At 66.7% G+C, this 15034-nt stretch carries 13 protein-coding genes and 1 pseudogene; 3 read left to right on the forward strand and 11 right to left on the reverse strand.

Annotated features, from left to right (window positions below; translation table 11 throughout):
• Positions 1–141 precede the first annotated feature (141 nt).
• Both gluQRS and AC6JAM_RS09575 read left to right on the forward strand, forming a co-directional pair.
• Complete coding sequence (gene gluQRS, locus AC6JAM_RS09570) at positions 142–1041, forward strand: tRNA glutamyl-Q(34) synthetase GluQRS (RefSeq protein WP_144601176.1); 900 nt, start codon at positions 142–144, stop codon at positions 1039–1041.
• Positions 1042–1050: 9 nt separating this feature from the next.
• Positions 1051–1674, forward strand: a complete 624-nt coding sequence (locus AC6JAM_RS09575; RefSeq protein ID WP_018769716.1) for an HD domain-containing protein — start codon at positions 1051–1053, stop codon at positions 1672–1674.
• On the opposite strand, the gene AC6JAM_RS09580 is transcribed toward AC6JAM_RS09575, so the two are convergent.
• The 3 genes from AC6JAM_RS09580 to AC6JAM_RS09590 form a co-directional block, all read right to left on the reverse strand.
• Complete coding sequence (locus AC6JAM_RS09580; protein ID WP_495635012.1) at positions 1641–2189, reverse strand: flavodoxin domain-containing protein; 549 nt, start codon at positions 2187–2189, stop codon at positions 1641–1643. The genes AC6JAM_RS09575 and AC6JAM_RS09580 overlap by 34 nt on opposite strands.
• A 92-nt stretch (positions 2190–2281) precedes the next feature.
• Complete coding sequence (locus AC6JAM_RS09585; RefSeq protein ID WP_018769714.1) at positions 2282–3598, reverse strand: ATP-binding protein; 1317 nt, start codon at positions 3596–3598, stop codon at positions 2282–2284.
• Between the two features lie 123 nt (positions 3599–3721).
• Positions 3722–4669: an L-lactate dehydrogenase gene (locus AC6JAM_RS09590; protein ID WP_018769713.1), complete on the reverse strand. Its 948-nt coding sequence runs from the start codon at positions 4667–4669 to the stop codon at positions 3722–3724.
• A 90-nt stretch (positions 4670–4759) separates the two neighbouring features.
• Between AC6JAM_RS09590 and ggt the strand changes: the two genes are divergently transcribed.
• Entirely contained in the window at positions 4760–6613 is a 1854-nt protein-coding gene (ggt, locus tag AC6JAM_RS09595; RefSeq protein WP_497934530.1) for a gamma-glutamyltransferase, read from the forward strand.
• Between the two features lie 82 nt (positions 6614–6695).
• On the opposite strand, the gene AC6JAM_RS09600 is transcribed toward ggt, so the two are convergent.
• From AC6JAM_RS09600 to AC6JAM_RS09635, 8 genes and pseudogenes are all read right to left on the reverse strand, one after another.
• Positions 6696–8210: an amino acid permease gene (locus AC6JAM_RS09600; RefSeq protein ID WP_497934531.1), complete on the reverse strand. Its 1515-nt coding sequence runs from the start codon at positions 8208–8210 to the stop codon at positions 6696–6698.
• 36 nt (positions 8211–8246) lie between these two features.
• Positions 8247–9662, reverse strand: a complete 1416-nt coding sequence (locus AC6JAM_RS09605) for an aspartate ammonia-lyase (protein ID WP_497934532.1) — start codon at positions 9660–9662, stop codon at positions 8247–8249.
• A 40-nt stretch (positions 9663–9702) separates the two neighbouring features.
• A complete protein-coding gene (locus tag AC6JAM_RS09610) occupies positions 9703–10743 on the reverse strand; it encodes an asparaginase (RefSeq protein ID WP_497934533.1) in 1041 nt (346 codons plus the stop codon).
• Positions 10744–10773: 30 nt separating this feature from the next.
• Entirely contained in the window at positions 10774–11481 is a 708-nt protein-coding gene (locus tag AC6JAM_RS09615) for a FadR/GntR family transcriptional regulator (RefSeq protein ID WP_497934534.1), read from the reverse strand.
• A 42-nt stretch (positions 11482–11523) separates the two neighbouring features.
• On the reverse strand, positions 11524–12159 hold the full coding sequence (locus AC6JAM_RS09620; protein ID WP_018771936.1) for a DedA family protein: 636 nt from the start codon (positions 12157–12159) through the stop codon (positions 11524–11526).
• 9 nt (positions 12160–12168) lie between these two features.
• Positions 12169–12924 (reverse strand): phosphatase PAP2 family protein, encoded by a 756-nt coding sequence (locus tag AC6JAM_RS09625; protein ID WP_144601525.1) that lies wholly within the window; start codon positions 12922–12924, stop codon positions 12169–12171.
• 83 nt (positions 12925–13007) lie between these two features.
• A complete protein-coding gene (locus AC6JAM_RS09630) occupies positions 13008–13625 on the reverse strand; it encodes a uracil-DNA glycosylase family protein (RefSeq protein WP_018771934.1) in 618 nt (205 codons plus the stop codon).
• 120 nt (positions 13626–13745) lie between these two features.
• Positions 13746–15007 (reverse strand): annotated as a pseudogene (locus tag AC6JAM_RS09635) (HNH endonuclease).
• Positions 15008–15034 lie beyond the last annotated feature (27 nt).

A 15034-nucleotide genomic window follows, 5' to 3' on the forward strand; every position in this document is an offset into this window, starting at 1 on the left:
AAGGAAGCCGCCGCTGATTGACGCTTGTTCACACCACGCTCATTCTGCAAACACGGCAAGAGCCCCTGAGCTACCGACGCCCGCCTCCCGGAGTCATCGGTAGCTGAGGGGCTCTTGTGTGCTTCCGTCTAGGGTTGATCCATGACCTCCGCCGGCCGCTTCGCCCCCAGCCCGTCCGGTGAGCTGCACGTGGGGAACCTGCGGACCGCAATCCTCGCCTGGCTTTTCGCCCGCTCCACCGGACGCCGCTTCCTGCTGCGGGTGGAGGACCTGGACCGCGCCCGCGCAGGAGCGGAGGCCGTGCAGCTGCGCGATCTGGCGGCAGTGGGCATCACCTGGGACGGCGATGTGGTCCGGCAAACCGACCGCGGGCCCCTCTACGCCGCGGCGATCACACGGCTTGAAGAGTCCGGCCTGACGTACGAGTGCTTCTGCACCCGCCGCGAGATCCAGGAGGCGCCGTCCGCCCCGCATGCTCCGCAGGGTGCCTATCCCGGCACATGCCGCAACCTGGACCGGGCGGAACTGGACTACAAGCGGTCCACGCGGCCGGCCGCCATCCGCCTGCGGGCGGATGTGCGGGAATACACGGTCCAGGACGTCCTCCACGGCGAGTTCACCGGGGCTGTGGACGACTTCGTGCTTCGCAGGAATGACGGGGTAACCGCCTACAACCTTGCCGTCGTGGTGGATGATGCCGCGCAGGGCATAGACCAGGTGGTCCGCGGCGACGACCTGCTCCCCTCAACGCCCAGGCAGGCTTATCTCGCCTCGCTCCTGCATATTCCCGTCCCGGAATATGTGCATGTTCCCTTGGTGGTGAATCGCGACGGCCTGCGGCTGGCAAAGCGCGATGGAGCGGTCACGCTGGCGGACCTCGCCCAGGCCGGGGTGGGTGCCCACGACGTGCGGAACCTGCTGCTGGAGTCCCTGGGATTACCCGCCGGAACGCTGGGCCACGCACTGCAGGCCCTGGACCCGGCACGGTTGCCCCGCGAACCCTGGGTGTGGCCCGGGATGGACCGCCCGGCCGCTGGCTAAGCTTGGTAGATGTCAGACGAGCACATTCCGGCCCAGGCCCGGACGCCAAGGTTCACGGTGGAGACCGCCAAAGTCCTCGCAGAGGTTGCCCACAACCGGCAGAAGGACAAGCTGAAGCGGCCCTACCGGGACCATGTCCTTGCCGTCGGGGATGCCCTGGCGGACTTCGACGACGAGATCCGGATCGCGGGTTACCTCCACGACATCGCCGAGGACACACCGATGACACGGCAGGCCCTGCTGGACATGGGGGTTCCCGAGCGCTCCGTGGACATCATCGAGCGCGTCACCAACCGCCTGCACAGCGACCCCGACGATTACCAGTCCGGCATCCGTGAGATCGCCGGGGACCATGACGCCGCCCTGGTCAAGATCGCCGACAATGCGCACAACTCCCTGCCCGAACGCGTCCAGGCGCTGGCGGAGAAGTGGCCGGACAAGCCCCCGGTGACAAAGTACCGGGACGCCAGGCCGGTGCTTTACGCAGCCGTGGAGGTGGAGGAGGTCCGCAAGATTTTGGCTCGGGCCAATCCGTGGCTGCTGGAGGAATTCGACGCGCAGCTGGATGAGGCCGATGACACCGACTACGAGAACCTCCGCTACGATTCCGGCCCGGGCTCCCGCTCCAAGTAGACCAGGAACTCCTCCGCGAACCGCCGCACCCCGTCCCATTCCGTGTAGATGTAGTCGCGGCCGGTGTCCGTATCCGGGCTGCCCTGGCCGCTGACGATCTTCTTCATCATCATGCGCTTGAGGAATCCGTACTGGGTGTAGAGGAGGGCGCCGCCGAACATCGCCACCTTGTCAGGATGCCAGCCGGTGCTGTCCTCGAACTCCGCAACGTACTTTTCCGCCTCTTCCGGCTCCGCGTGCGCCGAGAGGCTGACCGAGAACAGGGCGGCCGGCAGGCGCTCCAGGCCGGACCGGTTCCGGCGGACAAAATCGGCCACGTAGCCCTCGTGCTTCCCGGCATGGATGGAAGCACCCACTATGACGCCGTCATAGCCGTCAGGCAGGTCGTGGTCTGCGTGCTTGAGGTCCAACGTGTCGGCCTGGTGCCCGTGGGCCTGCAGGACATCAGAGATGTAGTCGGCGATGCGGGCCGTTTGCCCTTCCGAAGTTCCGTACGGGATCAGGATTCTTGCCATGACCACTACTCTGGCGTCCGCCCGGAACCGGGCAAAGGGGCAAAGGTCCTTGCATGCGGTGCCCTGCAGGCGTCCTGCGGAGCAGCCGGGGACTAGACCCGTCCCAGCGCTTCGATGTCCTCCAGGAAGTCCGCCTGCACCTCCGCGCTCACGGTGGTGCGGGTATCACCAATGGCGTCGAGGTAGTCCTGGGTGGAGGGACCTTTCCTGACGGCGGCGCGGACGGAAACGTCGCCCCCGGAGGCCAGCCCGCCGTCGTCGTACACGGCTTTTTCCAGCGCCCGCTGGGAGGCGCTGCGGGCCGCGTACTCGATGTCGGCCGGGGAGAAGCCCTCGGTACGTTCCACCAGGAGTTCCACGTCCACGGCATCCACCACGGCCGCCGGGATGAAACGCTGCCACATCGCCTCCCGGGCCTGCCGGTCCGGCAGCCCGATGGGGATGACGTAGTCGAACCGCCCGTGGCGCAGGAAGGCCGAGTCGAGGGCGCGGATGAAGTTGGTGGCGCAGACCAGGAGCCTGCCGGGCTGTTCCCGGAATGCGGGAATGATCTTCAGCAGCTCGTTGGTCACCCCCTGCAGCGGTGACGGCGGATCACCGGCGCGCTGGGAAGCGATCTCCTCCACCTCGTCGATGAACACCACCGCGTGCTCCAGTTCCGCGATTTCCAGGAAGGTCTCGCGAAGCGCGCCGGCCAGGCCCTGAGGGTCGCCGGCCAGGCGGGACGGGAAGACCTCCACGAACGGCCACTCCAGCCGGGAGGCGATGGCCTTGGCAAAGGTGGTCTTGCCGGTGCCGGGAGGCCCGAAAAGGACGACGGCGCGCGGCGGCACCACGCCGAATTCATCGGCCAGGTCCGCCTCGGCGAGCGGCAGCACCAGGCGCCGTTCCAGCAGTTCCTTTTCCCTGCGCATGCCGGCAACGTTTTCCCAAAGGTCGCGGGCCAGGACGCGGCCGCCCAGCTGGCCCAGGGCGCCGAGCTCCTGGCGCTGGACGGGAATGGTCCGCTCGAAGTAGCGCAGGTTTTTCTTGAGTGCGAAGCCGCGGCCCAGGAAGGCCTCCACACGGGTTTCGGACTCAGGCATCAGGGCGGAGAGCTTGTTCAGGCCGTGCGGGGCCATCCGGTTTTCGACGGCGGCGAGCAGCGAGGTGCCGATGCCCCTGCCGCGGTACTCGGGAAGGGTGGCCAGGAACACGATCCAGCCCTGGTCGTGCGCGGCCCGTCCCACAGCGGCGCCCACCACCTGCTCGCCCTGCACCGCAACCACCGCATGGTCTTTTTCGCACGATGCCAGGACCTCGGACAGGGCGTATACGGGTTCGACGTTGTGGGCCTTGAGCGTCTCCCACAGGTGCAGGATGCCGTCCAGGTCCGCCGAGTGGAAATCCCTGATCCGCCAGTTGGTCATGCGTTACTCCTGTTGGTTCGTCATTGAGCCAGTCGTGGTCGAGCCAGCGTGGACATCTCAGGTGAGCATATGTGAAGCAGGCACCGGGCGGGGTTGCGGTGGCGTTGCATGACGTGCCGCTGCTCAAACCCCCAGCATGTCCATCGTGTTCCGCAGCGTGTCCGCGGAATGGTGCAGGGCGGCCAGCTCGACGTCGTCCATGGGCGTTTCCAGGACACGGTGCACCCCGCCCCTTCCCACCACGCTGGGGAGGGACAGCGCCACGCCGGAGATCCCGTACAGCCCCGACAGCACAGTGGAAACCGGAAGGACAGCGTTGTCGTCCCGGAGCAGCGCCTCCACAATGCGGGCACCGGACAGGCCGATGGCGTAGTTCGTGGCCCCTTTTCCGGCGATGACCTTGTAGGCGGCCTGCACCACTTCACGGGCGGTGCCGGCGAGGTATTCGGGCGTGAAGATCCGCTCCCCGCCCACCGTCCAGTCCCTGATGGGGACCGGACCGATCGTGGCGCCGGACCACAACGGGAACTCCGTGTCCCCGTGCTCTCCCACCATGCTGGCGTGGACGCTGGTAACGGAAACCCCGGCCTCCAGGGCCAGGAGCCACCGCAGCCGGGACGTATCCAGCACCGTGCCGGAGGAGAAAATCCGTTCCGGTGGCAGCCCGGAGATGCGCTGGGCAGCCACCGTCAGGACGTCGCAGGGGTTGGTCACCAGGACATAGACAGCATCCGGCGCACGTTCCAGCAGAGGCGGCATCAGCTGCTCGAGGATCCGGACGTTGGTCCCCGCCAGGTCAAGGCGGCTCTGGCCTGGGTTCTGTTTGGCGCCGGCCGTGATGACCACGACGTCGGCGCCTTCCGTGACGGCGATATCCCCGCCGCCGGTGACGGTGGCCGACGCCGCGGCGAACTGGCTGCCGTGGGCAAGATCCAGTGCTTCCGCCTCCGCCTTGGGCGTGTTGACGTCGTACAAGGCGATACTGCTGGCGGAGCCGCGGATCAGCGCGGCGTACGCCAGCGACGTCCCGACGCTCCCGGCGCCCACCACTGCGAGCTTGGATCCTGCCATGGTGCACTCTGCCTTTCCGGAGCCGTTGAGTGTGCCCTACCCGAAGAGTAGCGTGGCCCACATCACTCAAATCCCCAATTAGGAGCCACCATGCCACATTATGGAGGCCGGCTCGCAGCTGTTACTGCAGCGCTGGCTATGAGCGTTACCACCGGGGCCATCAGTCCTGCTTTTGCCACCAACCAACAGGGCGCCGATGAACGGCACACGGACAAGAATCCCACCGCCACCGGTTACGGCGGTGCCGTCAGCACCGTGGACCCGGAAGCTTCAGCGGCGGCCATTGACGTCCTCCGTCACGGGGGCAACGCGGTGGACGCCGCCGTGGCTGCTGCGGCCACCCTTGGCGTCACCGAACCCTACAGCGCCGGCATTGGCGGCGGCGGTTATTTCGTTTACTACGACGCGAAGTCCGGAAAGGTCAGCACCATTGACGGCCGCGAGACGGCTCCGGCGGGGATTACCCATGATGCGTTCATCGATCCGGCCACCGGCAAGCCCTACCCGTTCACTCCCGAGCTTGTCACCAGTGGCGTCTCGGTGGGTGTTCCGGGGACGCCTGCCACCTGGGAGCGCGCGCTGGAGCGCTGGGGAAAGTTCAGCCTGAAGAAGGCGCTGGAACCCGCCATCCAGGTGGCGGACCGCGGGTTCGTGGTGGACGAGACGTTCCGGAGCCAGACGGCGGACAACCAGAAACGGTTTGAAGCCTTCACCTCAACCAAGGATCTGTACCTGCATAACGGGAAGCTCCCGGAGGTGGGCTCGGTCTTCAAGAACCCTGACCTCGCAGACACCTACCGGCTGCTGGCAGACAAGGGCATGGACGCGTTCTACGACGGAGCGTTGGCCAAGGAGATCGCCAAGACCGTACAGAACCCGCCCAAGTCTCCGGACACCAAGCTTCCTGTGCCCAAAGGCTCCATGACCGAGGAGGACCTGGAGCACTACAAGGCCCTGGACCAGGACCCCACCCACGTGAACTACCGTGGCTATGACGTCTACGGCATGGCACCCTCCAGCAGTGGCGGCACCACCGTGGGTGAGTCGCTGAACATCCTGGACGTGTTCAACCTCCCGTCCCTCAAGGCTGACCAGCCCGCCGTGCTGCACCACTACCTGGAGGCCAGCGCCCTGGCTTTCGCGGACCGTGCCAAGTACGTGGGGGACCCCGCGTTCGTGAAGGTGCCCACCAAGGCGCTGACCGATCCCATCTTCGGCAAGGAGCGTGCCTGCGAGCTTGATCCCATGCACGCGGCTATTAAGCCCTTGAAGACCGCAGGCGATGTCACCTCCTACGACGGCACCTGCCCGGTCAAACCGGCTGCGCTCGCGGATGAGAAGGACACGGAAAACATCTCCACCACCAACATGACCGTCTCGGACAAGTGGGGCAACGTCGTCGAGTACACGCTGACCATCGAACAGACCGGCGGCTCCGGCATGGTGGTTCCCGGCCGCGGGTTCCTGCTCAACAACGAGCTGACCGACTTCTCCACGGTCTATGACCCTGCCGACCCCAACCGGATCGAGCCGGGCAAGCGGCCGCGGTCGTCCATGTCGCCCACCATCCTGCTGGAGGACGGCAAGCCGTTCCTGGCCCTGGGCTCCCCGGGCGGCTCCACCATCATCACCACGGTGCTGCAGACGCTGGTCAACCGCATCGACCTGGGCATGAGCATCCCGGACGCCATCGCCGCTCCCCGTGCTTCACAGCGGAACACCAAGGCCGTCACTGCTGAGCCGGCGTTCATCGACAAGTACGGCGCAGCACTGACGTCGCGCTTCGGGCACACCCTGACCCCATCGGGCGACTCGTTCTCCTCCGCCTCGGAGATCGGGGCGGCCACCGCCATCGAATTCCTGGGGGACGGCCGGACACTAGCGGCAGCCGAGCCGGTCAGGCGCGGCGGCGGATCGGCCATGGTGGTCAAACCGTCAAAGTAGAAGAGCCACTGCCTTAAACGCCCGACGGCGGCACCCGGCTCCTGGATTTCCAGGACCTGGGTGCCGCCGTCGTTCAGGGCAGCTACTTTTTGAAGGTCTCCGCCGGGGCATTGGCAACCACCGGCGACATGCCGGTGTAGCCGTCGCGGGTTTCGGCGATTTGGCGGATGCGGGTGCGGCAGGCGTACCAGCCGGCGACCATGAGGATGGAGGCGATGGCGGTGACGAGCATGGTCAGGGGTGAGTCGATGAAGACCATGATGAGGACGCCGATGAGGAAGAGCAGGGAGAGGTAGCCGGTGTAGGGGGCGCCGAACATGCGGAAGGAGGGGCGGGTGACCCAGCCTTTGTCGGCCCAGCGTTTGAGTTGGATTTGGCACAGGACGATGGTGGCCCAGGTCATGATGATGCCGACCGAGGCGATGTTCAGGACGATTTCGAAGGCTTCGGCGGGGACGAGGTAGTTCAGGGGGACGCCGAGGAGGGAGACGGTGGCGGTGATGGCGATGCCGCCGTAGGGGACGCCTGCTTTGTTCATGCGGGAGGCGAAGCGGGGTGCGGAGCCGTTGACGGACATGGAGCGCAGGATCCGGCCGGTGGAGTAGAGTCCGGCGTTCAGGGAGGACAGGGCGGCGGTGAGGACGACGAGGTTCATGATGACGTCTACGCCCTGGACGCCGATGGAGCCGAAGAAGGTCACGAAGGGGCTGACGCCTTTTTGGTAGGAGGTGAAGGGCAGCAGCAGGGCCAGGAGGATCACGGAGCCGACGTAGAACACGGCGATGCGGAAGACCACGGAGTTGATGGCCTTGGGCATGATTTTTTCGGGGTTTTCGGTTTCGCCGGCGGCGGTGCCGACGAGTTCGATGGAGGCGTAGGCGAACAGGACGCCCTGCATGAGGATGATCATGGGCAGCAGGCCGTTGGGGAAGATCCCGCCGTTGTCGGACAGGAGGCTGATGCCGACCTGTTGGCCGTCCACGGGGGTGCCGAAGATGACGAAGTAGGTGCCGATGATGAGGAACGCGACCAGGGCGGCGACCTTGATCAGGGCGAACCAGAATTCCATTTCGCCGAAGACCTTGACCGAGACCAGGTTCAGGGCCAGGACGACGATGAGGGCGGTCAGCGCCCAGGCCCACTGGGGGACGTCGGCCATCCAGGGGATGTAGTTGCCGAAGAAGTGCATGTAGAGGGCGGCGGCGGTGATGTCCACGATGGTGGTGGTGGCCCAGTTGATCCAGTAGAACCAGCCGGAGACGAATGCGGCTTTTTCGCCGAAGAATTCGCGGGCGTAGGAGACGAACGAGCCCGAGGAGGGCCGGTGCAGGACCAGTTCGCCCAGGGCGCGCAGGATCAGGAACGCGAAGAACCCGCAGACCGCGTAGGCGATGACCAGGGACGGGCCGGCGGCGTTGAGCCGGCCGCCGGCGCCCAGGAACAGGCCGGTGCCGATCGCGCCGCCGATCGCGATCATCTGGATCTGCCGGGGCTTGAGGTTCTTGTGGTAACCCTTGTCCTCCGCGTGCAGGGAGGTCTCGGACGCATGCGCGTGACCACCATCAATAACGTGGTCAGGAAGTGGAGTATTTGTCATGGGAGTGTCCTTTGGGGATGTGGGGACTACTTGGGACTACTTGCTGAGGTTTGCCAGGCGTTCGGGGCTCAGGAGTTCCTGGAGCTGGGCGTCGGTGAGGAGCCCGTGTTCCAGGACCAGTTCAGCCACGCCCTTGCCGGTGGCAAGCGCCTCCTGCGCGATGGCGGTGGCGGTGGCGTAGCCGAGGTGGGGATTCAATGCGGTGACCAGGCCGATTGACTGCTCCACGGTGCGGCGCAGGTGTTCGGTGTTGGCGGTGATGCCACGGATGCAGCGGGCCGTAAGGGTGCGGCATGCTGCTTCCAGGTGGGAGATGCTCTTGTGGAGGCTGTGGACGATGATGGGTTCGAAGGCGTTGAGCTGCAGCTGCCCGGCCTCGGCGGCCATGGTGATGGTGACATCGTTGCCGATCACCTCGTAGGCCACCTGGGAGACCACTTCCGGGATGACCGGGTTGATCTTGCCGGGCATGATGGACGATCCGGACTGGACGGCCGGCAGGTTGATCTCGCCGAAGCCGGCGCGGGGGCCTGAGGAGAGCAGGCGGAGGTCGTTGCAGATCTTGGACAGCTTGACCGCCACACGCTTCAGCACGCCGGACAGGTGCACAAAGGCGCCCACGTCCTGGGTGGCTTCAATGAGGTCGACGGCGGTCACCAGCGGCAGTCCGGTGACCTCCGCAAGGTGCCGGCAGGCCGTTGCGGCGTAACCGGCCGGGGCATTCAGGCCGGTGCCGATGGCGGTGGCCCCGAGGTTGATCTCGTGGATCAGCAGCTCTGCCTCCGCCAGGCGCAGCCGGTCCTCGCCGATGGTGACGGCGTAGCTGCCGAACTCCTGGCCCAGGGTCATGGGGACGGCGTCCTGCAGTTGGGTGCGGCCCATCTTGACCACGGTGCGGAATTCCATGGCCTTGGCAGCGCAGGCATCCTCGAGTTCTTCGAGTGCAGCCAGCAGCTCCCTGGCGGCGAAGATGGTGCCCAGCTTCACGGCCGTGGGGTACACGTCGTTGGTGGACTGGCTGAGGTTGACGTGGTCGTTCGGGTGCAGCCGCGCGTAGTCACCCTTGGGGTGGCCAAGGATTTCCAGCGCCCGGTTGGCGATGACCTCATTGGCGTTCATGTTCGACGACGTCCCGGCACCCCCCTGCACCACGTCCACCACGAACTGGTCGGCAAGCCGTCCGGCCAGGACGTCCTGGCATGCCTCTTCGATGGCGTCGGCGCGTTCGGCGTCCAGCAGGCCAAGCTCGCGGTTGGTGCGGGCGGCGGCCAGTTTCACGGCGGCAAGCCCGCGGACCAGGTGCATGTTGGAGGACAGCTTCTGGCCGGTGATCGGGAAGTTCTCTACCGCGCGGAGCGTGTGCACGCCCCAGTAGGCGTGGGCCGGTACGTCGCGGTCGCCGAGCAGGTCGTGCTCGGACCGGACGTCTGCGGTGGTTTGGGTGATGGTCATGGGGTCCTTACGGGGCGTCGTTGTCGGGTTCGGACGGTGGTTATGCGGAAACAGGGGCAAGAAAATCGGTGGCCAACAGTCGGCCCACCTGGTGGCCGCCGCCCAGCACGGGTGCGGTGGCGATACCGGTGAGCGCTTCGATGTCCACGCCCAGCGCATCCAGCAGGCGGACGGTGGCCGGCATCCGGGCGCGGTCGCCGCCGTCGGAAATCTTTACAGCCACGGCGCTGCCGTCAGCCAGGCCCACCAGCTGCACGCCCTCAAAACCGTCCTTGGCCACGGTGCCGGGCAGCAGGCGCATCAGTTCGGTGACGTCGCGGCCTTCCCCGGCCACCATGTGCGGGTGCTGCTGCATGGCCAGCCCGACGGCGGCCTCCGCACTTCCCGAATCCAAGGCGTCATTGTGCGCGGCCGCTTGGGCGATCCGGCCAAAGGCGCGGGCCATGCCGCGCAGGCTCAGGGCAAACAACGGGGTCCCGCAGCCATCGGTGCTCGCCGCGGCCGGCTCCTCGCCGGTCAGGTCGGTGACGGTCTGCGTAACGAGCTGCTGCAGCGGGTGGGCGGGATCCAGGTAGCCCTGCACGGACCAGCCGTTGATGGCGCAGGTGGCGGCCATGGCGGCGTGTTTCCCGGAGCAGTTCTGGGTGATCCGGGTGGCGTTCCCGCCGTTCCGCAGCCAGTCCTCACGCTCGGTGGTGCCGTAGGGAAGGTCGGTGCTGTTTTCCAGGTCGGTGGGGGCGAGTCCGTGCAGTTCCAGGATGCGCAGGGCGCCGTCCCGGTGGACTGCGGCACCCGAATGGCTTGCGGCGGCCAATGCCAGGAGGTCTGCGGGGAGTTCAAGGCCGGCGCGGACCAGGGCGACTGCCTGGAGGGGCTTGAGCGCAGAGCGGGGGTAGAAGGGAGTCTGGGGATCCCCAGCGGCTGCCGCCACTGAACCGTCAGCCGCAAGGGCGATCGCCGAGCCGTAGTGGACACTTTCCACCAGGCCGTCACGGGTGGCGGCCACCAGCGGGACGTGCTGCGGCAGGGCCAGCTGGGCCGGGGCAGCGGTGTGGGCAGCAGAAAACACGGGGGATGGCATGGAGTCCTAGGAAGGTTTGGTTGGATACGGCTAGTTGTTAAGGATGGAGTCCAGGGCCACGCCCACGGCTTCCAGGTGCTGGGCCATGGCGGCGCGGGCGTTTTCCGCCGAGCCGGCCTCGATGGCTGCGAGGATCTGCTGGTGCTCAATATCGGAGGCATGCTGGCGGTCTGCCACCATGTTCAGGGTCTCGGACTGGTGCGCCAGAGCGTCGCGGATGTCAGCCACGACGCTGGCAAACACTTTGTTGCCGCTGGCGCGTGCGATCGCGGCGTGGAAGCTGGAGTCCAGGGCCACCCAGGATTCCGGATCGGTTTCCGTGGCCATGGCGGCAACGATCCCGCGGAGGACGTCGAGCTCCTCCGGAGTGCGGCGTTCCGCTGCCAGCCCTGCAGCCGGGACCTCGATGTGCGGACGCGCTTCTGTCAGGTCCCGCGCCGAGTATTGCCCCAGCATGAGGTCGTTGGCCACCTTGCTGGCAATGACGAACGTGCCCTTGCCGGTCCTGGTGACCGTGAGGCCCAGCGCGGTGCAGGAGCGGAGGGCTTCCCGGATTACTGATCGGCTGACTCCGTACTGCTGCGAGAGGGTTGCCTCCGAGCTGAGCTTGCTTCCCACCGGAAGCGCGCCGGACTCGATGTCCTCACGGATGGCGTTGAACACCGCCTCGGCAGCGCTCAGCCGGGCAAGGGGGCGGAATGCAGGCTGTCCTGCTGTCCGGCTGTCTGACAGGTTCACGCCTTAAATATGGCACTGGTCACAGTTGCTGTCAAGCTCTCCCTAGTCCTGCCGCCGGCTGGCCGCACGCCGCCGGTCGCGCCGCCGTCGTGACCGGACGTGCCAGATGATGAGCCCTGCCACCGCCACGATCGCTATGACGACGGCGAGATCCCGGCCCGCTGCCTGGGCAACGGCTTCGTAGGAGTTGCCCGCGAGGAAACCCAGCAGGACGAAGCCGATGCCCCACACCATGCCGCCCACCGCGTTGTAGGCAAGGAACCGGCCATAGGGCATCCGGGACGTGCCCGCGAGGGCGGGCATGACGGCCCGGAAAAAGGCGGTGAAGCGGCCCAGGAAGACTGCCGAACCGCCCTTGCGGCGGAGGAAGTCCTGCGCGTTCTCCAACCTCCCGGCATGGCGGCGCAGCATTCTTGCCTTCATGATGCGCGTGCCCAGATGTTTGCCCACTTCGTAGCCCACGCTGTCGCCGATGATGGCGGCAGCGACCACCAGGGCCATCATCGCGCCCAGCTGCACTTCACCGCGGCTGGCCACTACTCCACCCAGGACGGCCGCTGTCTCACCTGGAACCACGAAGCCCACAAACAATGCGTCCTCGGCAAAGACCAGGCAGAAGACGGCAATATATGCCACAAGCGGGCTGACGTTTAGGAGGCCGTCGATGAAGCCCGTCATGGCTGCTGGTCAGCCTTGCGGGGCCGGGACGGGGCCGAGCTTTGCCAGGAACGGGACCCGGGCCAGCAGTGACAGCCCAAAGCGGTTCCACAGGCCGGTCAGGAACGCGGCTCCGGTAGCTGCGGTAAGGAAGGATGCCGTGACGTCGGTGGGGTAGTGCACGCCGAGGTAAACACGGGAGAAGGCCACGAGGACCGCCACGGCGATTCCGAGGACGGCAGCCGCCCGCTGCCACCTGGTGCCGCGGGCCAGCAGAAAGACGGCAATGGCCAGCGCGGAAGCCAGCGCCACATGCCCGCTGGGGAAGCTGTCCGTTCCCGGCTCCGGGATGAGCGGGTTGTACAGGGCTGTCGAGTCCGGGCGGTGCCGGGCCACCAGCACCTTGAACAATTCGCTGCTCACCCAGGCGCCGGCCGCAACCAGGCCCGTGGCGACGGCGTTAACGGGGCTGCGGCGGACCAGCAGCAGATAGAGGCACAGGGCTGCGATCATCAGCACCCCGCCCGCCGGGCTGAACACCACATTGATGAACATCGCCATGCCGGTCAGGGGTGCGGTGTGGTCATGGCTCAGCTCGGCGTCCACGGACATGTCCGCTGACGTCAATGCCGGGCTGAACCTCAGCGCCAGTCCGCCTGCCACAATCAGGACTGCTGCGATGACGGGCACGGCAATCCAGTGCCGAAGCTGGGGGAGCACGGCCATGCGGATGGCTGCAGCCTCCGCTGGAGGTCCTGCCTCATGGGAACGGTCGGGGTGGGACATCAAGGTCAGCCTGGTTCTCTCGCCGGTCAGGGTACCTACGAGTATGCGCCTGCGCGGCTGGAAGAAAGCTGGGAAACCGTCCGCTAAAGGTGCTGGATGCCTGCCCGCTGCATGGCATCACGGTAGGTGTCCACGCTCTTGGCCAGCAGTTCTTCCTGCTTGGCTTCGGAAACAGCAAAGGCCCTGCCGCCGAGGGCAGAGGCCTTGTAGATTTTGATGCCGGCGTTCTTCAGCGATGAATGGTAGGTCTTCTCGAACAGGGTCAGGAACGTGGAGGCGTCCGTGCCGTGCGCGATGATCGCCGAAACGCGGGAATTGATTTTGAGGAACTGCCGGAAAGGACGCAGGCCGTCGGTCTTTTCCTGGACACTCAGGGCCGATGGGCTGCCACTCTCGCGGACCCACGGGTAGGCGTTCCACGGCATGACGTAGCGCGGATCCAGTTCAGCGAGCTCGTAGATCTGGGTGGCTCGGCGGGCCGCTTCGTCGTCGTTGTTGTGGGAGACGAATCCGGACTCCGTCCCCTTGCCGGGGCTCGCCTGAAGGCTGATGATCCTGCACTCGTCTTCGTCGTGGACGGGGTCGATATAGGGGACGACGGAACCGGGCTTCTTTTCCATCAGCTCATCGCAAAGCTGGGTTACCTTCGCGATATTTGGTTCCTGTAGCAGGGCCTTTTTTTCGTCCCAATCAATCGTCACGATTTCTCCCTTTGCAGCGAGGCGTCCAGAATCAGGCGTCCTATGCCACTCTACGCTTTTGCGGGGAGGGGTGGGCACACCAAATTTGGGCCGGCCGGGCTGTGGGAGTAAATGACGACGTCAGGGGGCCTCATGCGCGAACGCCAGCCACTCTTCGTGGGAGTTGCGTGATCGTGCTCCTGCCGGCGGGCGAGCAGGGGTGTGGCGTTCCGGGTGGTGGTGGTGCGGTGGTGGTGGTGCGGTGGAATGGTAGGTGTGGCCGGTGGGGGTGGTGGTTGCCACTGTATGCCGCGGGCCGGGCACCTTTTGGGCGGTCCAGCCGGGGGTTTCCTTGGTGTGGTTGCAGGCTTCGCAGAGGCCCTGGCCGTTGCCGGCGCTCGTGGAGCCGCCATCGTGCCAGGCGGCGATGTGGTCGTGGTGCCGGATCGGGGCGTCGCAGTACGGGGTGCGGCAGGTATCGTCCCGGATCTGCAGGAAGCGTTTCAACCCCGCCGGGAACAGCCGGGCCCTGGAATCCATGCCCACCAGATCCCCGCTGCCGGGGGCGGTGTAAAGCCGGCGGACCCACAGGCTGGGTTCGGTGTGGCCGGCGCCGGTGAGGGCGACGTTCCGGGCCCAGGCGGCGGGGATGGTGCCGTAGCCGGGGAGCCGTGCGGGTTCGGCATCACCCTGGAGGAAGGTCCGGTCGGTCATCACGAGCTGGATCTCGACCCCGCTGACGCCTCCAGGGGTCCCGGTGACGCGTTCGACGAGGGCGTCAGCCATGACCTGCCCCCGGGAGCGCCCATTCCCGGCCGAACGCACCGTATCCGCCTCGCGGGACAACGCGGCGTAGGCGGCCACGGCCTGGGCGACGGACAGCAGCGCGGTCAGGTAGGCCATGGTGTCCGGGGCCGGCCGCAGGCTCACCGTCCGTTCCGTGACCGCACGGGCGGCCCGTTTGGCGACCGCTGCCGGGTCCCGCCGGTACGCGGCGGCCCGGACCGCGGCAATGATGGCCTTGTCGCCGGCGCCGTCCAGGGTGCCGGTGTCAGCGGGAGTGCCTCATCCACCCCGGCCCGGTCCTCCGCTGACAGACAGATGGTTTCCTTCACGATCAGGGTTGCCTGCCATTCATTCAGCCGGCCCGCCCGGAACGCCGCGAACGTGCGCGGCATCCTGGGAAGGGTTCTGGCCAGGCCGAGCAACCGGGACCCCCTGGCCGGGGATTCCCGCCGGGCCAACGCGAGCTGCGCCGCGACCCCGGCACCCTGCTCATGAGCCGGGACCCCGGCGGCGGCCTGCTCACCCCGCTGCTGTAGATCAAACGCCACCGCGGTATCGGCCTGACGGGCACCGGCAAGGCACTTCAAATCCTCCAGCCCACGCATCTGGTCGATCATCCCCGCGCTGTCGGCAGCCAGCGGAAC

The organism is Arthrobacter sp. GmRoot5-12, from assembly GCF_059739365.1.

Coding starts and splice junctions, on each gene's coding strand:
- ggt (WP_497934530.1), top strand. CDS start 4,760: ATGCCACATTATGGAGGCCGGCTCGCAGCTGTTACTGCAGCGCTGGCT.
- AC6JAM_RS09575 (WP_018769716.1), top strand. CDS start 1,051: ATGTCAGACGAGCACATTCCGGCCCAGGCCCGGACGCCAAGGTTCACG.
- AC6JAM_RS09625 (WP_144601525.1), bottom strand. CDS start 12,924: ATGTCCCACCCCGACCGTTCCCATGAGGCAGGACCTCCAGCGGAGGCT.
- AC6JAM_RS09590 (WP_018769713.1), bottom strand. CDS start 4,669: ATGGCAGGATCCAAGCTCGCAGTGGTGGGCGCCGGGAGCGTCGGGACG.
- AC6JAM_RS09600 (WP_497934531.1), bottom strand. CDS start 8,210: ATGACAAATACTCCACTTCCTGACCACGTTATTGATGGTGGTCACGCG.
- AC6JAM_RS09585 (WP_018769714.1), bottom strand. CDS start 3,598: ATGACCAACTGGCGGATCAGGGATTTCCACTCGGCGGACCTGGACGGC.
- AC6JAM_RS09580 (WP_495635012.1), bottom strand. CDS start 2,189: ATGGCAAGAATCCTGATCCCGTACGGAACTTCGGAAGGGCAAACGGCC.
- AC6JAM_RS09605 (WP_497934532.1), bottom strand. CDS start 9,662: ATGACCATCACCCAAACCACCGCAGACGTCCGGTCCGAGCACGACCTG.
- gluQRS (WP_144601176.1), top strand. CDS start 142: ATGACCTCCGCCGGCCGCTTCGCCCCCAGCCCGTCCGGTGAGCTGCAC.
- AC6JAM_RS09620 (WP_018771936.1), bottom strand. CDS start 12,159: ATGACGGGCTTCATCGACGGCCTCCTAAACGTCAGCCCGCTTGTGGCA.
- AC6JAM_RS09610 (WP_497934533.1), bottom strand. CDS start 10,743: ATGCCATCCCCCGTGTTTTCTGCTGCCCACACCGCTGCCCCGGCCCAG.